21 protein-coding genes and 2 pseudogenes are annotated in these 18,356 nt (G+C 67.3%); 12 read left to right on the top strand and 11 right to left on the bottom strand.

From position 1 onward, the window contains the following. Positions 1 to 7: 7 nt before the first annotated feature. The 4 genes from AC5R91_RS22415 to queC are packed head-to-tail and all read right to left on the bottom strand — an operon-like array spanning position 8 to position 2,647. Entirely contained in the window at positions 8 to 961 is a 954-nt protein-coding gene (locus AC5R91_RS22415; protein WP_495393284.1) for a hypothetical protein, read from the bottom strand. Next, the gene (gene queD, locus AC5R91_RS22410) at positions 958 to 1,314 is read right to left on the bottom strand and encodes a 6-carboxytetrahydropterin synthase QueD (RefSeq protein WP_495393283.1); all 357 of its coding nucleotides are present in this window, start codon (positions 1,312 to 1,314) and stop codon (positions 958 to 960) included. Before queD ends, AC5R91_RS22415 begins: the two co-directional genes overlap by 4 nt. Continuing rightward, complete coding sequence (gene queE / locus AC5R91_RS22405) at positions 1,314 to 1,952, bottom strand: 7-carboxy-7-deazaguanine synthase (protein WP_495393282.1); 639 nt, start codon at positions 1,950 to 1,952, stop codon at positions 1,314 to 1,316. The genes queD and queE overlap by 1 nt, the downstream gene beginning before the upstream one ends. Positions 1,953 to 1,954: 2 nt before the next feature. Continuing rightward, the gene (gene queC / locus AC5R91_RS22400; protein ID WP_495393281.1) at positions 1,955 to 2,647 is read right to left on the bottom strand and encodes a 7-cyano-7-deazaguanine synthase QueC; all 693 of its coding nucleotides are present in this window, start codon (positions 2,645 to 2,647) and stop codon (positions 1,955 to 1,957) included. Positions 2,648 to 2,881: 234 nt separating this feature from the next. Between queC and AC5R91_RS22395 the strand changes: the two genes are divergently transcribed. Next, positions 2,882 to 4,138 carry an IS701 family transposase gene (locus AC5R91_RS22395; RefSeq protein ID WP_495392234.1) on the top strand — a complete coding sequence of 419 codons (1,257 nt, stop codon included), beginning with the start codon at positions 2,882 to 2,884 and terminating at the stop codon, positions 4,136 to 4,138. Between the two features lie 287 nt (positions 4,139 to 4,425). After that, complete coding sequence (locus tag AC5R91_RS22390; protein ID WP_495393280.1) at positions 4,426 to 5,454, top strand: transposase; 1,029 nt, start codon at positions 4,426 to 4,428, stop codon at positions 5,452 to 5,454. Positions 5,455 to 5,566: 112 nt separating this feature from the next. Here AC5R91_RS22390 and AC5R91_RS22385 read toward each other — a convergent pair whose 3' ends face one another. Continuing rightward, complete coding sequence (locus AC5R91_RS22385) at positions 5,567 to 5,830, bottom strand: hypothetical protein (protein WP_495393279.1); 264 nt, start codon at positions 5,828 to 5,830, stop codon at positions 5,567 to 5,569. A gap of 277 nt (positions 5,831 to 6,107) precedes the next feature. Between AC5R91_RS22385 and AC5R91_RS22380 the strand changes: the two genes are divergently transcribed. From AC5R91_RS22380 to AC5R91_RS22370, 3 genes and pseudogenes are all read left to right on the top strand, one after another. After that, positions 6,108 to 6,416: a helix-turn-helix domain-containing protein gene (locus tag AC5R91_RS22380; protein ID WP_495393278.1), complete on the top strand. Its 309-nt coding sequence runs from the start codon at positions 6,108 to 6,110 to the stop codon at positions 6,414 to 6,416. After that, positions 6,350 to 6,511: pseudogene (locus AC5R91_RS22375) on the top strand (helix-turn-helix domain-containing protein); the annotation flags it as partial. The gene AC5R91_RS22380 and the pseudogene AC5R91_RS22375, both read left to right, overlap by 67 nt. A gap of 100 nt (positions 6,512 to 6,611) precedes the next feature. Beyond that, positions 6,612 to 7,049, top strand: a complete 438-nt coding sequence (locus AC5R91_RS22370) for an IS630 family transposase (protein WP_495398033.1) — start codon at positions 6,612 to 6,614, stop codon at positions 7,047 to 7,049. 68 nt (positions 7,050 to 7,117) lie between these two features. Here AC5R91_RS22370 and AC5R91_RS22365 read toward each other — a convergent pair whose 3' ends face one another. Further along, positions 7,118 to 8,110, bottom strand: a complete 993-nt coding sequence (locus AC5R91_RS22365; RefSeq protein ID WP_495393277.1) for an IS30 family transposase — start codon at positions 8,108 to 8,110, stop codon at positions 7,118 to 7,120. Between the two features lie 84 nt (positions 8,111 to 8,194). Here AC5R91_RS22365 and AC5R91_RS22360 point away from each other — a divergent pair, with 84 nt between their 5' ends. Both AC5R91_RS22360 and AC5R91_RS22355 read left to right on the top strand, forming a co-directional pair. Continuing rightward, positions 8,195 to 8,488 carry a transposase gene (locus AC5R91_RS22360; RefSeq protein ID WP_495393276.1) on the top strand — a complete coding sequence of 98 codons (294 nt, stop codon included), beginning with the start codon at positions 8,195 to 8,197 and terminating at the stop codon, positions 8,486 to 8,488. Then, entirely contained in the window at positions 8,485 to 9,210 is a 726-nt protein-coding gene (locus AC5R91_RS22355; protein WP_495393275.1) for an IS3 family transposase, read from the top strand. Before AC5R91_RS22360 ends, AC5R91_RS22355 begins: the two co-directional genes overlap by 4 nt. Before the next feature lie 9 nt (positions 9,211 to 9,219). On the opposite strand, the gene AC5R91_RS22350 is transcribed toward AC5R91_RS22355, so the two are convergent. Together AC5R91_RS22350 and AC5R91_RS22345 are read right to left on the bottom strand one after the other, a co-directional pair. Continuing rightward, entirely contained in the window at positions 9,220 to 10,065 is an 846-nt protein-coding gene (locus AC5R91_RS22350; RefSeq protein WP_495392703.1) for an IS5 family transposase, read from the bottom strand. A 140-nt stretch (positions 10,066 to 10,205) separates the two neighbouring features. Next, entirely contained in the window at positions 10,206 to 10,970 is a 765-nt protein-coding gene (locus AC5R91_RS22345; protein WP_495398032.1) for a reverse transcriptase domain-containing protein, read from the bottom strand. A gap of 179 nt (positions 10,971 to 11,149) precedes the next feature. Here AC5R91_RS22345 and AC5R91_RS22340 point away from each other — a divergent pair, with 179 nt between their 5' ends. After that, entirely contained in the window at positions 11,150 to 12,391 is a 1,242-nt protein-coding gene (locus AC5R91_RS22340) for an IS256 family transposase (protein ID WP_495393274.1), read from the top strand. Between the two features lie 72 nt (positions 12,392 to 12,463). Here the strand turns inward: AC5R91_RS22340 and AC5R91_RS22335 are convergent. Continuing rightward, positions 12,464 to 12,757 (bottom strand): annotated as a pseudogene (locus tag AC5R91_RS22335) (reverse transcriptase domain-containing protein); the annotation flags it as partial. 706 nt (positions 12,758 to 13,463) lie between these two features. On the opposite strand from AC5R91_RS22335, the gene AC5R91_RS22330 reads away from it, so the two are divergent. Together AC5R91_RS22330 and AC5R91_RS22325 are read left to right on the top strand one after the other, a co-directional pair. Further along, a complete protein-coding gene (locus AC5R91_RS22330; protein ID WP_495393273.1) occupies positions 13,464 to 13,718 on the top strand; it encodes an IS3 family transposase in 255 nt (84 codons plus the stop codon). A gap of 51 nt (positions 13,719 to 13,769) precedes the next feature. Then, positions 13,770 to 15,197: a tetratricopeptide repeat protein gene (locus AC5R91_RS22325; RefSeq protein WP_495393272.1), complete on the top strand. Its 1,428-nt coding sequence runs from the start codon at positions 13,770 to 13,772 to the stop codon at positions 15,195 to 15,197. Between the two features lie 16 nt (positions 15,198 to 15,213). On the opposite strand, the gene AC5R91_RS22320 is transcribed toward AC5R91_RS22325, so the two are convergent. After that, on the bottom strand, positions 15,214 to 15,963 hold the full coding sequence (locus tag AC5R91_RS22320) for an SDR family NAD(P)-dependent oxidoreductase (protein ID WP_495398031.1): 750 nt from the start codon (positions 15,961 to 15,963) through the stop codon (positions 15,214 to 15,216). An 83-nt stretch (positions 15,964 to 16,046) separates the two neighbouring features. Beyond that, a complete protein-coding gene (locus tag AC5R91_RS22315) occupies positions 16,047 to 17,231 on the bottom strand; it encodes a helix-turn-helix domain-containing protein (protein ID WP_495393271.1) in 1,185 nt (394 codons plus the stop codon). Between the two features lie 223 nt (positions 17,232 to 17,454). Between AC5R91_RS22315 and AC5R91_RS22310 the strand changes: the two genes are divergently transcribed. After that, positions 17,455 to 17,778: a recombinase family protein gene (locus tag AC5R91_RS22310; RefSeq protein ID WP_495393270.1), complete on the top strand. Its 324-nt coding sequence runs from the start codon at positions 17,455 to 17,457 to the stop codon at positions 17,776 to 17,778. Continuing rightward, positions 17,775 to 18,194 (top strand): helix-turn-helix domain-containing protein, encoded by a 420-nt coding sequence (locus AC5R91_RS22305; protein ID WP_495393269.1) that lies wholly within the window; start codon positions 17,775 to 17,777, stop codon positions 18,192 to 18,194. The genes AC5R91_RS22310 and AC5R91_RS22305 overlap by 4 nt, the downstream gene beginning before the upstream one ends. Positions 18,195 to 18,356: the final 162 nt, after the last annotated feature.

The raw sequence follows: 18,356 nt of genomic DNA, 5'->3' as shown, positions 1-18,356 counted from the left end.
GGCGCTGTCATGACCGGTGCGCCTCGCAGACCTCACGGTGCAGGTTCGCGAAGCGGTGCTGCTCGCAGGATTGACCAGCACCTCGCAGCTGCCGCAACAGTTGTGTGGCACTGGCATGCGCGTTGCCGTGAATGAATGCGATGACCTCAGCGTCGGACATCCGCTTGCCGGCGGGCCGGGGCGCCGGCGGGTCGATCGGCATGGCCGTGGCCAGGGCCCGTCGCAGCGCTGTGCGGTCGGTACCGGAGCCATGGTCGAGCAGATGCCTGGCGACGCGGACGTTGAGCGCCTGCAGGCTGCCTCCGACGGCGTGCCGCATCAACGCGGTGACGGGCACGACGAGGTCGCCGAGCTGTGGATCGGTGTTCGGCGGCCCGATGACCGACAGCGCGTCGGGGCCGAGGATCTTGGCTGCGGCGAGGATGTCCTCACCACAGGCCCGTTGGTACGCCTCCGATAGCACAGCGATGACAGTGGCCTCACGGTCGCAGTCGGCCAAGGTAGCGAAACTGCGTGGCTGGTCCGGTGCCGGCCCTGGCCAGGCGCTCAGGCGCTGCCACCAGTCAGACACCTCCCTCGCCGTCGTGCCGACGGAGTCAGGCGCCGAACCGGCGAAGGTGGCGCTGTAGGCGTGGATTGCAGCATCGGCAGGGATCAGTCCGTAGCCGGCCGACGCGACCCACAACCGCACCGTTCTGCCCTTCGCCGCATCGGCCAGCGCGCGGGCGACCTGCCAGTGCTCACCGGCATAGAGATCGATCGCCGGGCAGCGGCCGGTGACGCGTGAGTCGAGACGTGCGGTCCAGACCGCGAACCTGACCTCGGGTCGCTGCTGAATGATCGTCCGCAGTCGGAGGTTGGCGGGGATGGTGTGCCGTTTGCGGTTCGTACACGTGACGACCAGATGCAGCGGGCCTTTCCTTGCACTGGTCATCGCGCGATCCCACGCGAGTCGGGTCACCGCTCACCTCGGTACACGCAGCCGGAGGTGCACGTCTCCCGGACGACGATTTCGGAGAGCGGCAGGGTGTCGGCCAGTCGGTCCCACGCCCAGCGGGCGAGATTCTCGCTGGTCGGGTTCTCCAGACCAGGAATCTCGTTGAGGTAATAGTGATCAAGCTGGACGATCAACGGGTTGACGACGGCCTTGAGATCACCGAAATCCATCACCCAACCCAGAGTCGGATCGACCTCGCCGGAGATGTGGACCTCAAGCCGATACGAATGACCGTGCAGCCGGGCGCACTTGTGCCCTGCCGGCACGTTCGGCAATCGATGCGCGGCCTCGAACGTGAACTCGCGAAAGATCTCCATCACGGGATTCCCAGGTACTTGTGTGTCTGCAGACTAAGCTGCCACTGCGGGTGCGCCAGGCAGTACGTCACCGCTGCTGCCGTGTTCGCGTCGCGGTCCGGACCGTCCATAGGCTGCAACAGCAGCCGGGTGAAGGCCAGGTGCTCGAAGCGTGCGGGCATGGCGCCGGGCTGGGGGAACACCAGCTTCAAGTCGTCCCCTGAGGTGATGGCAAGGTTGGTGCCGGCCTTGGGGCTCACGCATACCCAGTCGATGCCTGCCGGCGCGGGCAGTGTGCCGTTCGTTTCGACGGCCACTTCGAATCCCTCGGCGTGCAGCGCCGCCACGGCGTCGTCGTCAAGTTGGAGCAGTGGCTCCCCACCCGTGCATACCACATAACGACGCGTCCGCGGATGGTCCGCGCCCTGCCAGGTCTTCGCGACCGCGCTGGCGAGTTCGGCTGCGGAATGAAAACGGCCGCCGCCAGGGCCGTCCGTACCTACAAAGTCCGTGTCACAGAATGTGCACACAGCCCGGTGACGGTCGGCTTCGCGACCGGTCCACAGGTTGCAATTGGTGAACCGGCAGAATACCGCCGGCCAGCCGGTATGACCGCCCTCGCCCTGAAGCGTGTAGAAGATCTCCTTAACCCGGTACACGATCAGGCCGCTGCCATGGCCGGATCTGTCATCCCGAGTTCCGCAAAGCCCCGGATACGGAGTAGGCATGAGTCGCAGGTCCCGCACGCCCGCCCGCCGACCGGGTCGTAGCAACTGTGAGTCAGGCTGTAGTCCACGCCAAGATCCAGCCCGCGGGCAATCGTCTGTGCCTTCGTCATCGCCACCAGCGGGGTGTGGATCTTGAGGTGCTGGGTCCCCTCGACGCCCGCCTTGGTGGCGAGGTCGGCCATGCGCTCGTAGGCCTCAATGAACTCGGGCCGACAGTCCGGGTAGCCGCTGTAGTCCAGGGCGTTCACGCCGATGAAGACGTCCGTGGCGCCAAGCGTCTCCGCCCAGGCAAGCGCGAACGACAGGAAGATCGTGTTGCGGGCGGGCACGTACGTCACCGGGATCTCCGGTCCGAGGTCTTCCGCGTTGGTGTGGTGTGGCACCGCGATCTTGTTGTCAGTGAGGGCCGACCCGCCGAACACCCGCAGGTCGATGTTGGCGATGACGTGACGGGCGGCGCCGAGCACCTTGGCGACCCGCGCGGCGGCCTCGAGTTCGACGGTGTGCCGCTGGCCGTAGCGAAAGCTCAACGCATATGGCTCGAACCCTTCGCTGCGCGCGATCGCTAGCACCGTCGTCGAGTCCAGACCACCGCTGAGCAGCACAACCGCCTTCGGCTTACCCATCGCCCGCCCCTAACCCAGGAAAACTGTATGAGAGGTGAAGTTGACCTCGGTGCAGTTATTGCTCCGGACTGACACGGTATCACGCGGGCGATCAAGGCCACTCGCCGCTACGACTCCGCCACGTTTGTGTCCTGTTCAAGCCGACAGTGCCGGTCGCTGGAGCTAGTAGGACTTTGTTAGGTCTTTGATCGTCTGGTTTGGCTGTTGGGATCTTCGCCTGGTTCGCTGCCTGCTGTGACGCCGGAGGAGATGGAGCAGGTGCGTCCGGTCGTGGAGGAGTTCGCGGCCCGGATGTTCGCGGACCTGCCGCGTAAGGACCAGCGGGCCAAGGGCGAGGCGTATCTGCGTGGGCTGATGCTGGACGGGAAGCGCAAGAGCCTGGTCCCGATGGCCGAGCGCCTCGGGGTGGATCATCAGGGGTTGCAGCAGTTCCTGCGGAACTCGACCTGGGAGCATGGTGAGGTCCGTGCCCGGCTGGCGGGCTGGGCGGTGGACTTCGTGGCCCCGCAGGCGCTGGTCGTCGACGACACCGGTTTCCCGAAGGACGGGCCCGCCTCGCCCGGAGTGGCCCGGATGTACTCCGGGACGTTGGGCAAGGTCGGGAACTGCCAGATCGGGGTGTCCGTGCACGCGGTCACCGACTGGGCGTCGGCGGCGCTGGACTGGCGACTGTTCCTGCCGGCCAGCTGGGACGACACATGCTGCGATGATCCGACCGAGGCCGCGGCGGTCCGCGCTCGCCGGACCCGGGCCGGGATCCCCGCCGACGTCCGGCACCGAGAGAAGTGGCGCCTGGCGTTGGACATGCTCGACGAGTTGGCCGGCTGGGGCGTGCCCGCCCGGCCGGTCGTCGCTGATGCCGGGTACGGCGACGCCGCGCAGTTCCGCCAAGCCCTGACCGACCGGCACCTGGTCTACGTGCTCGGGGTGACCCCCACCGCCACCGCGCACCTGGCCTCGGCCGCACCGGTGACCCCGCCGTACTCCGGGACCGGACGCCGCCCGGTCCCGGCCTACCCGGACCCGCCGTCCACCCTGAAGGACCTCGCCCTGGCCGCCGGCCGGGCCGCGCTGCGCACCGTGACCTGGCGGCACGGCACCCACCACAGCGCGAACAACCCGACCGCGGCGATGCGGTCGCGGTTCCTGGCCCTGCGGGTCCGCCCCGCCGGCCGGTCGGTCACCCGCGCCGACGACCGCAGCCTGCCCGAATGCTGGCTGCTGGCCGAATGGCCCCCCGGCAAGACCGAACCCACCGACTACTGGCTCTCGACCCTGCCCGCCGACATCCCCCTGCGCCAACTGGTACGCCTCGCGAAGATCCGCTGGCGGATCGAACACGACTACCGCGAACTCAAGGACGGCCTCGGCCTCGACCACCACGAAGGACGTTCCTTCCTCGGCTGGCACCGCCACGTCACCCTCGTCTCCGTCGCCCAAGCCCTGTGCACCCAGCTACGCCGCACCCCAAAAGCCCCTGCGCCGGCCTGACCCTCTACGGAGTCCTCCGTAGCCTCCAGACCCTGCTCAACGTCTGGACCGGCGCCTGCCGCACCTGCCACCGCCCCTACGACCCGTCACAGGGCAAATCGCCACAACTCCTCGGAGTCACCTAACAAAGTCCTACTAGGCTGTCGCGCTGGGCTGGCCGCTCCAGTGGCCGCCGTCGGGTGGCGCCCAGCCGATGCCCTCGCGGAGGTGCGTGCCATCACCTGGTGCCGAACCAGCCGTCACGGTCGTCATCGCTCCCTCGTTCGTACCCGGTCGAACTGCCTGGTTTGTCGCCGCGACAACTGGCCGCGGACCTGCTCGCCGGGGACCAGGACGTCCGGCCGCGGTGCGCTGGCCTGCTGGCCCGGGCATTGGCGAACTTGCCCGCCGCCCTCAGCGCGCCGCCGCTGGTCCGTGCGGACTCGGGGTTCTTCACCGGTGACCTCGCCCACGCCGCGGTCGCGGCCGGCGCGGACTTCGCGATCGCCGCCCCGCGTAACGCCGCGCTGTGGCGGGCCTACGCCGCAGTGCCCGAAACCGGCTGGGCCGACGCCCGGGACATGCACGCAGCCCAGGTCACCGCCGTCGGCTACGCCCCGGCCGGCTGGCCACCCGGCATCTACACGATCATCCGCCGGGTGAAGGTCCCCGCCGCCGAGATCTCGACCGACCCCCGCTCTCGGCGGCGGCGGACCATCCCGCAAGGCCGGCTCACCCTCGCGTTGGACGGTGTCACCGACCATGTCTGGGCCGTCAGTTTCCTTGTCACGAACATTCCCGCCGACGAACCCGACGGCATCGTCGCCCTCGAGTGCTGGTTCCGCGGCCGCGCCGACATCGAAACCCAGATCAAGGATGTCAAGCTCGGTGCCGGCCTGCGCCACCTGCCCTCCGCCGACCCGACGGTCAACACGGTCTGGATGTGGGCGGCGATCCTCGCCGGCTGGCTGTCGACGATGCTGCAGTCCCTGACCGGGCTGGACCAGCACGCCGGACGCGCCCACGGTGACCGCCTCCGCTACCAGCTGATCGCCATTCCCGGCCGGCTCACCCGCCACGCCGGCACCCTGACCCTGCGCCTGCCACCCGGCCGCGACCAGTACCTGTCCCTCGCGCTCGCACGGCTCCGCGCCCTGCCCGGCGACCGTCTGACCAGCCCCGACAGCAGACACAACCACCCTCCGGGCCGTGGACCCGGCGCCCACCCGGCACGACAGCCGGGCCCTCACCCTACCCACACCCCGAAAACCCTGCCGACACCCCCGAGAAAGAAGATCAAAAAGTGCAGGGCGCACCGGAAACGATCCAACCGCTGATACTGGCGAATCTAGGTCAGAAAGGGCGGAAGTCAAGGGGATACGGTGCCTTGATGTCGCTCACGAATAGCTATTTCTGCCGTGTAAGCGCCAGATCCGGAGAGTAGGTCCTTTACAAGGGCGGCGGCGAGCCCCAAATATCTTGCCGCGGTATTTTATTCGGTGAGCCGGCTTTTTCCCAGGCGACAATGAGGTCGGCGAGTGCGTCGACTGCTTGTTGATATTCTTCGGGGGTCATCGGGACGGTCTCGATCCTATCGATGACCGGGCGCATAGCAGGCTGCCGTCGACGTCTCGTGGGCAGCCTGTCCTCGGCATCGCCTGTCGACGCGCTGGTCGCGGCGCCGGTGACGTCGTTGCCGGTGTCGTCCGCCATGCGTGGTTGTCGCCCCGTCGGTCGCTGCTCTCCGCCGTAGCCGGCATGCCCTGTTCCGCTTGGGCAGCGAGATGCCGGAAGCGCCGGCACCTCGCAGTCGACGCCGCCCTGGACGCCAGGCGCCGGGTAAACCTCAACTTCGAGGTGTCTCTCGCTACCAGGATCGTGCTCGATTCAGGGCTGCGACCTGATCTCGCAGCAGCAGACCACACCCCGGCCACTTACTGACGTTGAATGCGTGGGGTGATGATGGAATCCCGCGGGTAGCACCCGGCACATGAGGTACCCCGACGGCGGCGGCCTGACGGATGCGGACCGTGCCCGCCGTGAACAGATCCGCCTGCAGGCCGCGGCGATGTTCACCGATGGTCTGTCTCCACCGCGGGTCGCTGTCCGGCTGCGGGTGTCGAAGAAGTCCGCCTACGCCTGGCACCAGACCTGGCGGACCGTGGGCCCTGCGCGTTGCGCTCGACCGGGCCGGCCTCCCACTGCCGCCTCGATGACCGGCAACGTGACCGGCTGGCCGCCGAACTCGACCGGGGCCCGGGTGCCCACGGCTGGACCGGCGACCAGCGCTGGACCCTGAACCGGGTCGCCATCCTGATCAACCGGCTGTTCGGGCAGTCCTACACGCTGACCGGTGTCGCGAAACTGCTGCACCGCATGGGCTACACCGCCCAGCGTCCCGCGCACCGGGCGGCCGAACGTGACGAGGCGGCGGTGGCGACCTGGCGGCAGGAGGGATGGACGCAGGTAAAAAACCGCGGGGACCGGCGGCTGGATCTGCTTCGTCGACGAGGCCGGCCAGGCCCTGAGACTCCCGAAGGCACGGACCTGGGCCCGCCGCGGCCACACCCCGGTCGTGACCGTGTCCGCACGGCGGTCCCCACGGGTGTCCATCGCCGGCATGCTCTGTCTGCGCCCTGGCCGCCGACCCCGCCTGTTCTACCGGCTCCTGGTCCACCGCGGACACCGCGGCGAGCAGAAGGGTTTCACCCCCGCCGACTTCATCCGGTTCCTGACCGCAGCCCACCACCAGCTCGACGGGAAGATCGTGGTGGTGTGGGACAACCTGCCCGGCCATCACGCCCGACGCACCCAGCAGTTCATCGACGACCACGCCGACTGGCTGAGCGTGCACTGGCTTCCCGCCTACGCTCCCGAGATCAACCCGGTGGAGTCGGTGTGGGCCTGTCTGAAGACCGGGCCGCTGGCCTGAAGTTGACCCGTTTCTGTTCACACCTGGGCTCTTTGGGATAATGGTGGCGATCTCAACTCGTCAGTGCATCAACCGCTATGCGATAGTAGCAGCTGATCCAGCCTTTCGGCGGGCGTTTCCCACTCCAATGTCTGACGCGGCCGCCGGTTGAGGAGGTCGGCTACGCGGTCGAGCTCCGCCTGTGTGTGCTCCGACAGATCAGTGCCTTTCGGAAAGTACTGGCGGAGCAGTCCGTTGGTGTTCTCGTTGCTCCCTCGTTGCCACGGAGAATGCGGGTCGCAGAAGTAGACCGGAACGCCGGTGGCGACGGTGAAACGGGCGTGGTCGGCCATCTCTGTGCCCTGGTCCCAGGTGAGCGACCGGAAAAGTTCCTCGGGTAGCGTCCGGACTTTCTGGGAGAGGATGAGCGCGACCCGGTCGGCATATCGGTCGTACGGCACACGGGCGAGCATGACGAAACGCGTCTGGCGTTCAACCAGCGTGACGATCTGGCTCTTCCCGCCCTTTCCGATGATCAGGTCGCCTTCCCAGTGCCCGGGCACCGCACGGTCGGAGACCTCGGCCGGGCGCTCGGAGATGCCGACCATGCCGGCGATCCTGGCCTGCTTCAGCCGGGTCGACCCCCGCGGCCGGCGCTCCGCTCGGCCCGACCGCAGCGCGAGCTTCAGCTGCGTGTTCAGCTCGCCGCGCGCCTGGACAAAAAGCGTCTGGTAGATCGTCTCGTGCGACACGCGCATCTCCGGGTCGTCCGGGAAGTCCTTCCTCAGCCGATTCGACACCTGCTCCGGCGAGAAGTCAGCCGCCAGCCGCTCGGCCACCACGTCGTGCAGCCGGACGTGCGTCTCCAGCTTGAACGCCTTCGGACGCCGACGCTGCCCGTCGGCGCGCTTCTGCGCGTCCGCGGCGCGGTACCCGGCATTGCCACCGTTGCGCGAGACCTCACGGCTGATCACCGACTGGTTCCGGTCCAGCCGCACCGCGATCATCCGGTGTGACAGTTTCTCAGCCAAGCCCCTGGAGATCGACTCCCGCTCCTCCAAGGTCAACTCGACGCCGCGCACTCAGCCCTCCAATCAGTGGATCACCTTTCTACCAGGACTGATGCACTGATCATCTGAGACCGCCGGTCCCAGGGAGGAGTGCAGGTGTCGAGATCACAACCGCCGTACACGGAGGAGTTCCGCCGGCAGATGGTGGAACTTGTCCGGGCTGGCCGCTCACCCGAGGCGCTGGCCAAGGAATACGGCCCGTCGGGGCCGTCAATCCGTAACTGGGTACGCCAGGCCGAACAGGAGGAAGGCGCACGGGCCGACGGGCTGAGTGCCGCCGAGCGTGAGGAGTTGAAACGGCTCCGGAAGGAGAACCGGCAGCTCCGCGAGGAACGTGACATCCTCCGCAAGGCAACAATTTTCTTCGCGACGGAGACCGATCAGAGATGACGTTCGCTCTGATCGACGCGGAGAAAACACACCATGCAGTCTCCGTCCTGGCCCGCGTGCTCGGTGTGTCACGCGAGGGCTACTACGCCTGGCGTCGCCGCGGCGGCCTGTCCGCCCGCTCCGCCGAGGATCAGACCCTGACCACAAAGATCACCGCGGTGCATGCGGCGTCCCGGGCGACCTACGGCGCCCCACGGGTCCACGCCGACCTGGCCGCCGCCGGCGTGCGGACCAGCCGTAAGCGGGTCGCCCGGCTGATGAGACAGGCTGGCCTGCAAGGGGTCCACCGCCGCCGGCGGGTCAGCCTGACCCGCCGCGACCGGGCCGCCCATCTGCCGCCTGATCTGGTCGGACGTGACTTCACCGCCCCGGCCCCGAACCGGGTCTGGACCGCCGACGTCACCTACATCCCGACCGGGCAGGGCTGGCTCTACCTCGCGGTCGTCCTCGACCTGTACTCCCGCAGGATCGTCGGCTGGTCCATGGCAGACGAGCAGAAAACCCCGCTCGTCGCCGACGCGCTCACCATGGCACTCCGACACCGCCGTCCCGCCCCCGGCGTCATTCACCACTCCGACCAGGGCGGTCAATACGTTTCTCGAGAGTTCGCCAGGATCTGCGAGCGGCACCAGGTCCGGCGCTCCGTCGGAACCGCCGGCGACTGCTACGAGGTGAGTCAGCGGCGGGAATTTCACCCGCCGCTGCTCTCAGAAGGTGTTTGAGATCGTCGGTTAGATGATTCTCTGTAGCGGTCGGGGACCGGGCCGGTGGGCGGGGGTGCGCCGGTCGATGCGACGGACCATGGTGCTGATCATGGCCCAGCGGATGAGGGATTCGGCGTGGTCGGGGCGGCGTTCGTAGTCGCGGGCGTGCCGGCGATGCGCGGTGATCCAGGAGAGAGTGCGTTCCACGACCCAGCGCCGTGGCAGGACGGCGAAGCCCTTCTGTCCGGCCGGCTTGCGTACGACCTGCACGGTCAGAGTCAGGATGCGGGCGGCCCAGTCGACGAACGTGCCGGCGAACCCGCCGTCGGCGAACACCAGCCGTAACCGCCGGCCGGCGAAATAGGTGTCGAGGAGAAGCCGCCGGCCGCCGACGGTGTCGTGCGTGCTCGCGGGCACGACCAGCACGGCCAGCAGCAGACCCAAAGTGTCCACGACGACAAACCGCTTACGGCCGTTGATTTTCTTGCCCGCGTCGTAGCCGCGGGAGACCGCGGGAACGGTGTCGGCGCCCTTCACCGACTGGGAGTCGATGATCCCCGCCGTCGGTTCCGGGTCACGTCCGTCCTGCCGGCGAGCCTGATCCCGCAGGGCGTCGTGGACACGTTCGGTCACACCCAGATCGTGCCAGCGGGCGAAGTAGTAGTAGACCGTCTGCCACGGCGGATAGTCCGACGGCAGCGCCCGCCACGCACAGCCGTTGCGCACGACGTACAGGATGGCGTCGACGAGATCGCGACGGTCGTGCTTCTCGCGGCGGCCGATCGACGCCGCCGGCGGCAGCAGCGGCTCGACCAACGCCCACTGGGTATCGCTCAGATCAGACGGATAGCGGTGACGGTGACGTCGCGGCATCCCCTGACCGTCACCCGCCCAACGACCCGGTCAGGCCCCTTCCCGGTGAGTGCACACCCATTGCACACCCCGAACATCACAGCCAGCTACCAGCCGGAGATCTCAAACACCTTCTCAGAACCCGGCGTGACAGTCTCCCGTCACCGGGCTCCCACCGTCGAACCAGTAGGCATCGCGCCGTGCTTCCAGTGAGCAAACATCGCCGGGAAAGCCGATGCTATCTCGGCCAGTTTCCGACGGGCTTTCCCTTTGGCGCGGCGCAATCGTTTGTATTTCCGCATCGCCCACTTCACAAGGAAGGGATTGATCCGCTGGCTTAGGAAGTGCATCAGCCTGGACTTGTAGAAGCGTCCGTAGTAGCCGATCCACCCGGCCACGATGGGATTGACCATCGCGGCGAGACCCCGGAAACCCAGACTGGTCCTGCGACCCAGCTTCCATTGCCGGATGACCCGTGCCATCGACTTCCGCGCCGCCCTGCCGACTAGCGGGACGAACCCGCACATCAGCACACCGTCACGCCGCCGGATGGGCGCACGACGAAAGTCGAAACCCAGGAACGTGAAGCTCGTTACCGGGTGTTCTTCGCCGCGTCCGTCCTGCTTGCAGTAGACGATCCGAGTCTTGTCCGGGTGACAGCGTAACCCGAACTCCAGCAACCGTTTCTCAACGACGTCGCGAATGTACTTCGCCTGCCGCTGACTGTAACAGTGTAGGATGATGTCGTCGCAGTATCTCTCGAACCGCACCACTGGAAACCTCCTGGCAAGCCAGGAGTCCAAAGCGTAGTGTAGGAAGAGATTCGACAACAACGGTGAGATCGCCGAACCTTGTGGAGTTCCCTTGATGGGAGTGACACGGCTTCCGTCCGGGTGCTGAACCGGTGCGACCAGCCACCGTTTCACGTACAGCACAACCCATGCCAGATTCGTGTGCTTCTCCACTGCGGAGTTGAGTCCACAGACGTGGTGTACGGGTTGTGATCGTCTGACGACTCGCCGGAGTGGCGGTCCGTGACGTGGGACGGCCACCGCGTGATCCTCTCGAGAAACATGCGAAGGCAACTCGATGAGGAGGAAACGCGATGGCCGTGCGTCCGACTGTGACCGACGCCGACGGGCTGGGCAAGGAACTGGTGGCGGCGAGTCCGGATCTGTTGGGTTCGATGGTGAAGGCGTTTGCGGAGGCGTTGATGGGCGCTGAGGCAGATGGGATCTGTGGTGCGGAGTACGGGGAGATATCACCGGATCGGACGAATCGTCGGAATGGGTACCGGATGCGGGAGTGGGACACGCGCGCCGGGACGATTGATCTAGCAATTCCGAAGCTGCGGTCCGGTTCGTACTTCCCGGAATGGCTGCTGACACGCCGGCGGCGGGCGGAACAGGCGTTGATCTCGGTGGTCGCGACGTCCTATCTGCTCGGGGTTTCCACGAGAAGAGTCGACAAGCTCGTGGAACAGCTCGGGGTCGCGCATATCTCGAAGTCGCAGGTGTCGGAGTTGGCGAAGCATCTCGACGGCCAGGTCGAGGCGTTCCGCTCGAGGCCGCTGGACGCCGGGCCGTACCGGTTCGTGCAGGCGGATGCGTTGACGATGAAGGTCCGCGAGGACGGCCGGGTCGTGAACGTCCACTGCCTGCTCGCGGTCGGGGTCAACGGCGACGGGCACCGGGAGATCCTCGGCCTCGACGTCGTGTCCAGCGAGGACGGGGCCGGCTGGCTGGCGTTCTTCCGCGGCCTGGTCGCCCGCGGCCTGTCCGGGGTCCGCCTGGTGACCTCGGACGCCCACCGGGGCCTGGTCGCGGCGATCGGGTCGACGCTGCCGGGCGCCTCCTGGCAAAGATGCCGGACGCATTACCTGCGCGACTTGTTGACGTTCACACCGAAGTCGTCGCAGCCGTGGGTCGCAACATTGGTCCGGACAATCTTTGATCAGGCGGACGCGAACGAGGTGGCCGTGCAGTTCGACCGGGTCGTCGACGCCCTCACCGAGAAACTACCGCGCGCCGCCGCACATCTGGAAGAGGCGAAAGCGGACCTGCTCGCGTTCACCGGCTACCCGCGGGAGATCTGGCGGCAGATCTGGTCGTCGAACCCGCAGGAACGACTGAACAAGGAGATCCGCCGGCGGACCGACGTCGTCGGTATCTTCCCCGACCGTGGGGCCATCATACGACTCGTCGGCGCCGTCCTGGCCGAGCAACACGACGAGTGGATCGAAACCCACCGCTATTTCGGCCTGGAAATCCTCGGGAAAGCCGACGCGGGGAACACGCCGGCCGACACACCCGAGATCAGCGTGACACCAGAAACACTCACCGCATAAACTAAACCAAGGATCACGCGGAGTCACCCTCCGTACACCACGCCACCGGACGTGACCCACTGCGGCGATGATCTGCGCGTGCGGAACGTTGTCGAAGAATCCTTGGATGTCCAGGTCGACCACCCAGGGACGCCTCCAGCACCGCTGCTTGCACACCTCCACCGCGTCCAGCGCAGACTTCCCTGGACGATAACCGTAGGAATCGGCGTGGAACACTGGATCCACGTTCGGCTCCAGGATCATGGCCACGGCTGTCTGCGCTATTCGGTCGGCGATAGTGGGCACGCCGAGAATCCGCGTGCCACCATCTGGCTTCGGGATGGAGACGGCCTTCACCGGCTCCGGGAAATAACTCCCCGACGACATCCTGTTCCAGAGCTTGAACAAGTTGTTCCGACGATCCTGTTCAAATTCCGCTAGAGACTGCCCGTCGACCCCTGCCGCACCCTTGTTGCCGCTGACCTTCAGGTATGCTTCCCATATCAGCATCTTCGGAATATCAAACGACTTGCCCGCTGGTCTTGTCTCGTCCACGCAATTCCTCCCGTTACTGGTTGATCGCTGGACGACACTCGACGGCACGCCCCCTTCGCTCCGCGCCCATTACAGGTGCATCATCACTACTACGGGACGTTCCGCCCTCCTGGCCCGCACCCGGTACTCTTTGGCTCGCGGATTAGCCGCTTGCCGGTCTCCCGGTGGGTTCCCGCCCCAATCCGCGGGGCCCATGTCGTGCCGAGGAGTTCTCCTGTTCCGTTGCAGAGCCCAAGCCAAGCTCGCGCCATCTTCATGCCGGGCACCGCCAGAGCAGTAGACAGGTTTCCCTCTGGCTTATCCCAGGACAGCATTAAGGCCCTGGTTTTGATACCACCTGGCTTAACGACACGTCATCGATGGTTCACTCTCGTTCGCCTTCTTGGCTCATACCTGCCGCCTCTCACGACGGCTTTTCCACGGACGTTCATCACCATGGCTCATTCACCACAGCAACTCGTGGCGGTTTGACACCAGCACCTGCATGCCGATGCCGAAGGGCCTACCTTCATCTCTGCAACAGCATGGTTGCTGTTGAGTGCTCCTCCTTCCATCTCAGAACCTCATCCAGCTCCCTTCAGGACACACCAATGCAGTCACCGAGTCATTCTTCGCCACCCTCGAATGTGAACTTCTTGACCGCACCAGCTTCGCCACCCACGACCGGGCCCGGACCGCCATCTTCGACTTCATCGAAGGCTTCTACAACCGGCGACGCCGCCACTCCACCAACGGATATCTCAGCCCCCACGAACACGAAACCCGCTTCTACGAGTACCATGAAGCCGCATAGCCGTTCAAAGCCCTACCTGTGAACGAAACCGGGGCAGCTTCACAGATCGTGATGCGCCTGATGGAGGACCTCGACGATCCGCAGTCCGATCTGCTGCGCGCCGCCGCGTTGCTGCGCGTCTTCGACCGGCGCACGCTGCGCGTCGCGCTACCCGAGCTCCGTTCCTCCGCGGTCGAACACTTCCTCGACCGCAGCTTCGTCCTGCACCGCGAGGACGACATCTTCTCCATCCACGAGCTGTTGCAGGCCTCCGTCCGACTACAGGACTCCTTCACCGCCAGCCCGTGGTCCGCCGAGGAATGGGCCGCCGTCGCCAGCCGCCTGGTCGCCTACTGGTCCGCGCTGTTCAACGATCCCGAGTCCGCGCTCTGGCAGGACCGCCGGACGCAGGCCCTGGCCTTCTGGCAGCTCGTCGGGCTGTACAGCACGCTCGGGACCAGCATCCCCGAGCTGGCGTACATCATCATGCAGGTCCAGCTCCGCGGTGTCTGGGCCACCATCGACGCCGGCCGCGACCAACCCGAGGCACTGCTCACCGAGCCCGGCCGCAGCCTGCTCACCCTGCTCGACGGGATGATGGAACGCCAGATCGGCGACCTCCAGCGCACCATCGACCTTCTCGCACCGTTCAGCACCGACTCGCCGGAACCGATCGAGAACAACCTGCGCCGCCTGGCCCTGTACTACCTCGGCGAGACCTACGACCTTCGAGGCGGCGGGGACGCCGCCGCGACCTTCCAGACCCTCGCCACCGGGCACGACGACCGCCTCGCCCACGAAGCCCTCATCGCCCTGGCCCACTCCCGATCACGCGACGGCGACAACGTGGCCGCACTCGCCCTCGCGCAGCGCTTCGACCCGGACCTCCGCGACGGGGAGCTGCGCTACCGCCTCCATGAACTCCTCGGCCACATCTGGTGGTGCGCCGGCCAGTTCGACCGCGCCGCCCACCACTTCGCCCTCACCCGGCAGACCGCCGAGGAACAGGACTCACCGCTGCTGCTCGCGCCCGCCCGGCGCCACCTGGCCCTCGCCCAGTGCTGGAGCAATCCCACGCTCGTCCTCGCCGAGATCGACGAGACCGAGCAGCTCAACCGCGACCTCGGCCTGCCTCCCGGCATCGCGCAGTGTCAGATGTCCCGCGCCGCGGCCCTCATCGGCCAGGCTCCGCTGGTGACCGTTGACGAGCTCCTTGGCGCCGCCACCGACACCTTCACCGCCGGGGGCTACCTGGACGACGCCATCGGCCCGGTTGCCATCGGGGTGTTCGCCGCCGCCGCCCACGGCGATCTCGAACTCGCCAATGCCCGCAAGACAGTGCTGTTCGAGCGGGCCGAAGGCCGCCGCGTCCGGCACTGGCTCGCCGCCGCCGACATCTGGACCCTCGGCGCGGATCCCCACGGTCGAGTCACCTGGCCGGAAGGGACAGAGGCCAGCGTGGCCGCCTGGACGGCGCCACTGCTCGCCCGGCGACGGTGAGCCGCCACCTCCACCTCTACCGGGTGCGGTCCCGTTCGGCCGCCGCGCTGCCATACAGGTGATGCAGCCAGTTGTAGTGGAACAACCCGCCATCGACCCGAACGTCCGTCCCGGTCACATAACCGGCCTGCTCGGAACACAACCAGGCGATGACCTTCGCGACGTCCTCCGGCTCACCCACCCGACCCAGCGCTACCAGCGCCGCGCTGCGCTCCCGGTGACCCTGCGCCTCCTCGGTCGGAACCTGGCCCGTGTCGATCGCCCCCGGCGACACCGCATTCACCCGGATCCCGGCCGGACCGAGCTCCACCGCCAGCTCCTGCATGAACATCGCGAGCGCCGCCTTGCTCATCGAATAGTCCGGACACATCCTCACCCGAGACGCGTGCAACGACAAATTGAACACGATCGACCCGCGCACACCCCGGGCCAGCATGTGATCCACCACAGCGCGGGTCACCGCCCACGACCCGACGATGTTCGTCTGCAGCACTCTGGCGGCGTCGGCCACCGGCAGTTCCAGAAACGACCGGCCGTCCATGACCCCGACGTTGTTCACCAGCACCCCGACACGAAGATCTTCGGGGAGCGTCGCGAGGACGTCGGAGTCCACATCGGCGAGGTCGTGCTCCACAAGAAGCGAGCCCGCAGGAAGATCCGCCTTCGCCAACGCGCCACGGTCCTTGTCGACCGCCACGATCTTGTAGCCGTCGGCGGCGAGCGCCTGCGCCGTCGCCAAGCCGATCCCATGACCCGCACCGGTCACCACCGCGGCGGACACTGAAGCATCATCGATGGACACAGGTGCCGATCCTAGAAGTGCCACTCGGCACGAGACCGTAGCCCTACCTACGGCTCCACCCCGACAAACCTCGCCAGCTCCGCCAGCCCCGATTGCTTCGCCCGCCGCACACTCGTCGCGTCCAGCAGGTCCGTGAGGATGTGGTGGGCCAGCTTCTGGTGCTTCAGCCACTCCGGCGTCAGCTGGCGGATGTCCTGTACCGCCCGGATCGCCCCCGGGTAGTCCCGGGTCGCCGTCCGGGCCTCCGCTACGGCCAGCACATGCCGGGTCCAGGTCGCCAGCGGCAGGTTCTCGTCCCGCGCTACCCCTTGGGCCAGTCGAAGCGCCTGGGGTGCGTCGCCCGCCGTCATAGCGTTCTCCACAGCCATCGCGTCCACGCTCACCGGACTGAAAGCCGCCCAGTACCGTGCGAAGTCCAGGCGCTCATCCGCCACCCGGACCGCCGAGGCCCGGGCAATCGACAGCAGCTCCTTGGCCCGGGCCGGGCGGTTGTTACGCGCCGCCGCCGCTGATGCCCCCTTCAGCAGCCGCCCCCAGACCGCCAGGTGCGTGGGCGACGCCGAGGCGATCGACGGCTCAATCGCTTCCGCCGCCCGCACGCAGATGTCTTCCGCATCCCCGAATCGGCCCTGCCGGATGAACGCCCAGCGGTAGCGGTCCACCGCGCTCGCCGCCAGCACCGGGTCGCCCGCGGACTCCGCCGCCTGAGTCGCCTGCCGCACCGCCTCGCAGGCCAAGTCCTCGTGCCGAAGCTGCATCAACACCGAGGCCGTCATCATCAAAGCCTGGGCCAGATACTGCCGGGCGGTCGCCTGCTCCTCGTTCGCGTACATCCCGGCCGCCGCAGTGAGATCCGAGACCAGCTCCGGCAGCGCCTGCACCGCCTCCAGGTACCGCGCCTGGTGGTAGGCCCGCGTCACCGCCAGCACCCGCCCCCGTAGCGACGCAAGCAGCAGACTCGGCCCCTCCGCCCGGCTCACCGCCGGACCCGGCACCAACATCCGCCGCAGCGGCAGCACCGCCAGGTCTCCCGCCTCCATGACCGGACCCTCCCGCGCCTCCAGGAACGTGGCCGTCGGCACCGCCAAGGCCCGAGCCAAAGCGTGCAGCGAACTCAGCCGTACCCCATCTTTGGAGCCTGCCTCCAGTTTGCAGACTAAATCCACCGATACGCCAGCCGCTTCCGCCAACTCCGCCTGCGTCAGCGACCGCCGCCGCCGGACCTGCGCCACCCGCGCTCCCAGCGCCCAGCGCCCAGCTCTCCATTCCCGTGGCCACCGCCAAATCCTGGACGTTCCGTCATGGTAGCTACGCACAGTAACCCCATCATATGGCGCCACGTCCGTTCCGGGGCCATTCGACCCGTCCCAAGCTTTCCCCATGCGCGGGACAGAGGCAATGCCGTGGCATCGGGCCCAAAACGCCACAAAACTACCGCGCGGGATGGGGAACCACATGACAACTGCCCGGACAGCCGCGTTCGGCTACATCGCCGTCCAACACACCGATGAAGCCGAGATCGAGCAGTTCCATGACCAGCTCATGGCCTACGCCAAAGACCACGCCCTCGCCATCGTCGAAATCTACGTCGACCGCCGCATCATTCCCGGCAGCCTCCTGCGCCCCGGCCTCGACATCCTCATTCGCAGCCTGAAGGAATACGACAGCGCCCGCGTGCTCGTCCCCACCGCCGACCATCTCTCGCCCGCTGCCAGCGTCCGCACCGCCATCCTCGCCCACCTCACCGCCCTCGGAGCCGTCGTGGTGGTGACCGCGTGACCATCTCCGGCCCGACTCACCCATCTACTCCCGACCCCAACCGCCACCCCCTGGCCCAGATCCGGGCCACCCGCGGCTGGAGCTACCAGCAGCTCGCCCGCCTCATCGCCGCCCGCGCCCGTACCCAGGGCATCGGCATGGCCGCCGAACGACAGAAAGTCTGGCGCTGGGAACATCGGGGCGTCACCCCCGACCGCGCCACCCAACGCATCCTCGCCGACATCCTCGGAGTACCGCCCGAGCAGCGCGCCGCCCGTCCCTGGCCCACCTGGCTCCCCACCGCCGAATCCGCCCCCTGCGCCTGCGACAACGCCGAGCTGCGGCGGGAGCTGGCGGAGGCCCGCGCCCGCCTTGCCGAGCTCACCTGCCAGGCCCAGCAGCGGCCGGCGTGCCGCACGTTGCAGCGGCAGAGGTAGCAGAGGAGACCGGATGACGTGCTGGCAGCAGAGCTGGACCCCGGCGAGCTGGTCGTCGTACTGGTGCCAGCCGGCGTAGTCATCGCGCGTCAGGTAGCCGTGCCAGCCGGCGAGTACTCCGGCGGCATCGATCGCCTCCGACGAGTACTCAGCTCAGGACGG

It is taken from the genome of Frankia sp. BMG5.60, from assembly GCF_059428125.1.
This window is presented reverse-complemented; position numbering and strand designations above follow the sequence as displayed.

Excerpts from the sequence above, each read along its gene's own strand:
- queD (WP_495393283.1), bottom strand. The coding sequence starts at position 1,314 with ATGGAGATCTTTCGCGAGTTCACGTTCGAGGCCGCGCATCGATTGCCG.
- queC (WP_495393281.1), bottom strand. The coding sequence starts at position 2,647 with ATGGGTAAGCCGAAGGCGGTTGTGCTGCTCAGCGGTGGTCTGGACTCG.
- AC5R91_RS22385 (WP_495393279.1), bottom strand. The coding sequence starts at position 5,830 with ATGGCGGACGACACCGGCAACGACGTCACCGGCGCCGCGACCAGCGCG.
- AC5R91_RS22380 (WP_495393278.1), top strand. The coding sequence starts at position 6,108 with ATGAGGTACCCCGACGGCGGCGGCCTGACGGATGCGGACCGTGCCCGC.
- AC5R91_RS22355 (WP_495393275.1), top strand. The coding sequence starts at position 8,485 with ATGACGTTCGCTCTGATCGACGCGGAGAAAACACACCATGCAGTCTCC.
- AC5R91_RS22350 (WP_495392703.1), bottom strand. The coding sequence starts at position 10,065 with ATGCCGCGACGTCACCGTCACCGCTATCCGTCTGATCTGAGCGATACC.
- AC5R91_RS22340 (WP_495393274.1), top strand. The coding sequence starts at position 11,150 with ATGGCCGTGCGTCCGACTGTGACCGACGCCGACGGGCTGGGCAAGGAA.
- AC5R91_RS22325 (WP_495393272.1), top strand. The coding sequence starts at position 13,770 with ATGCGCCTGATGGAGGACCTCGACGATCCGCAGTCCGATCTGCTGCGC.
- AC5R91_RS22310 (WP_495393270.1), top strand. The coding sequence starts at position 17,455 with ATGACAACTGCCCGGACAGCCGCGTTCGGCTACATCGCCGTCCAACAC.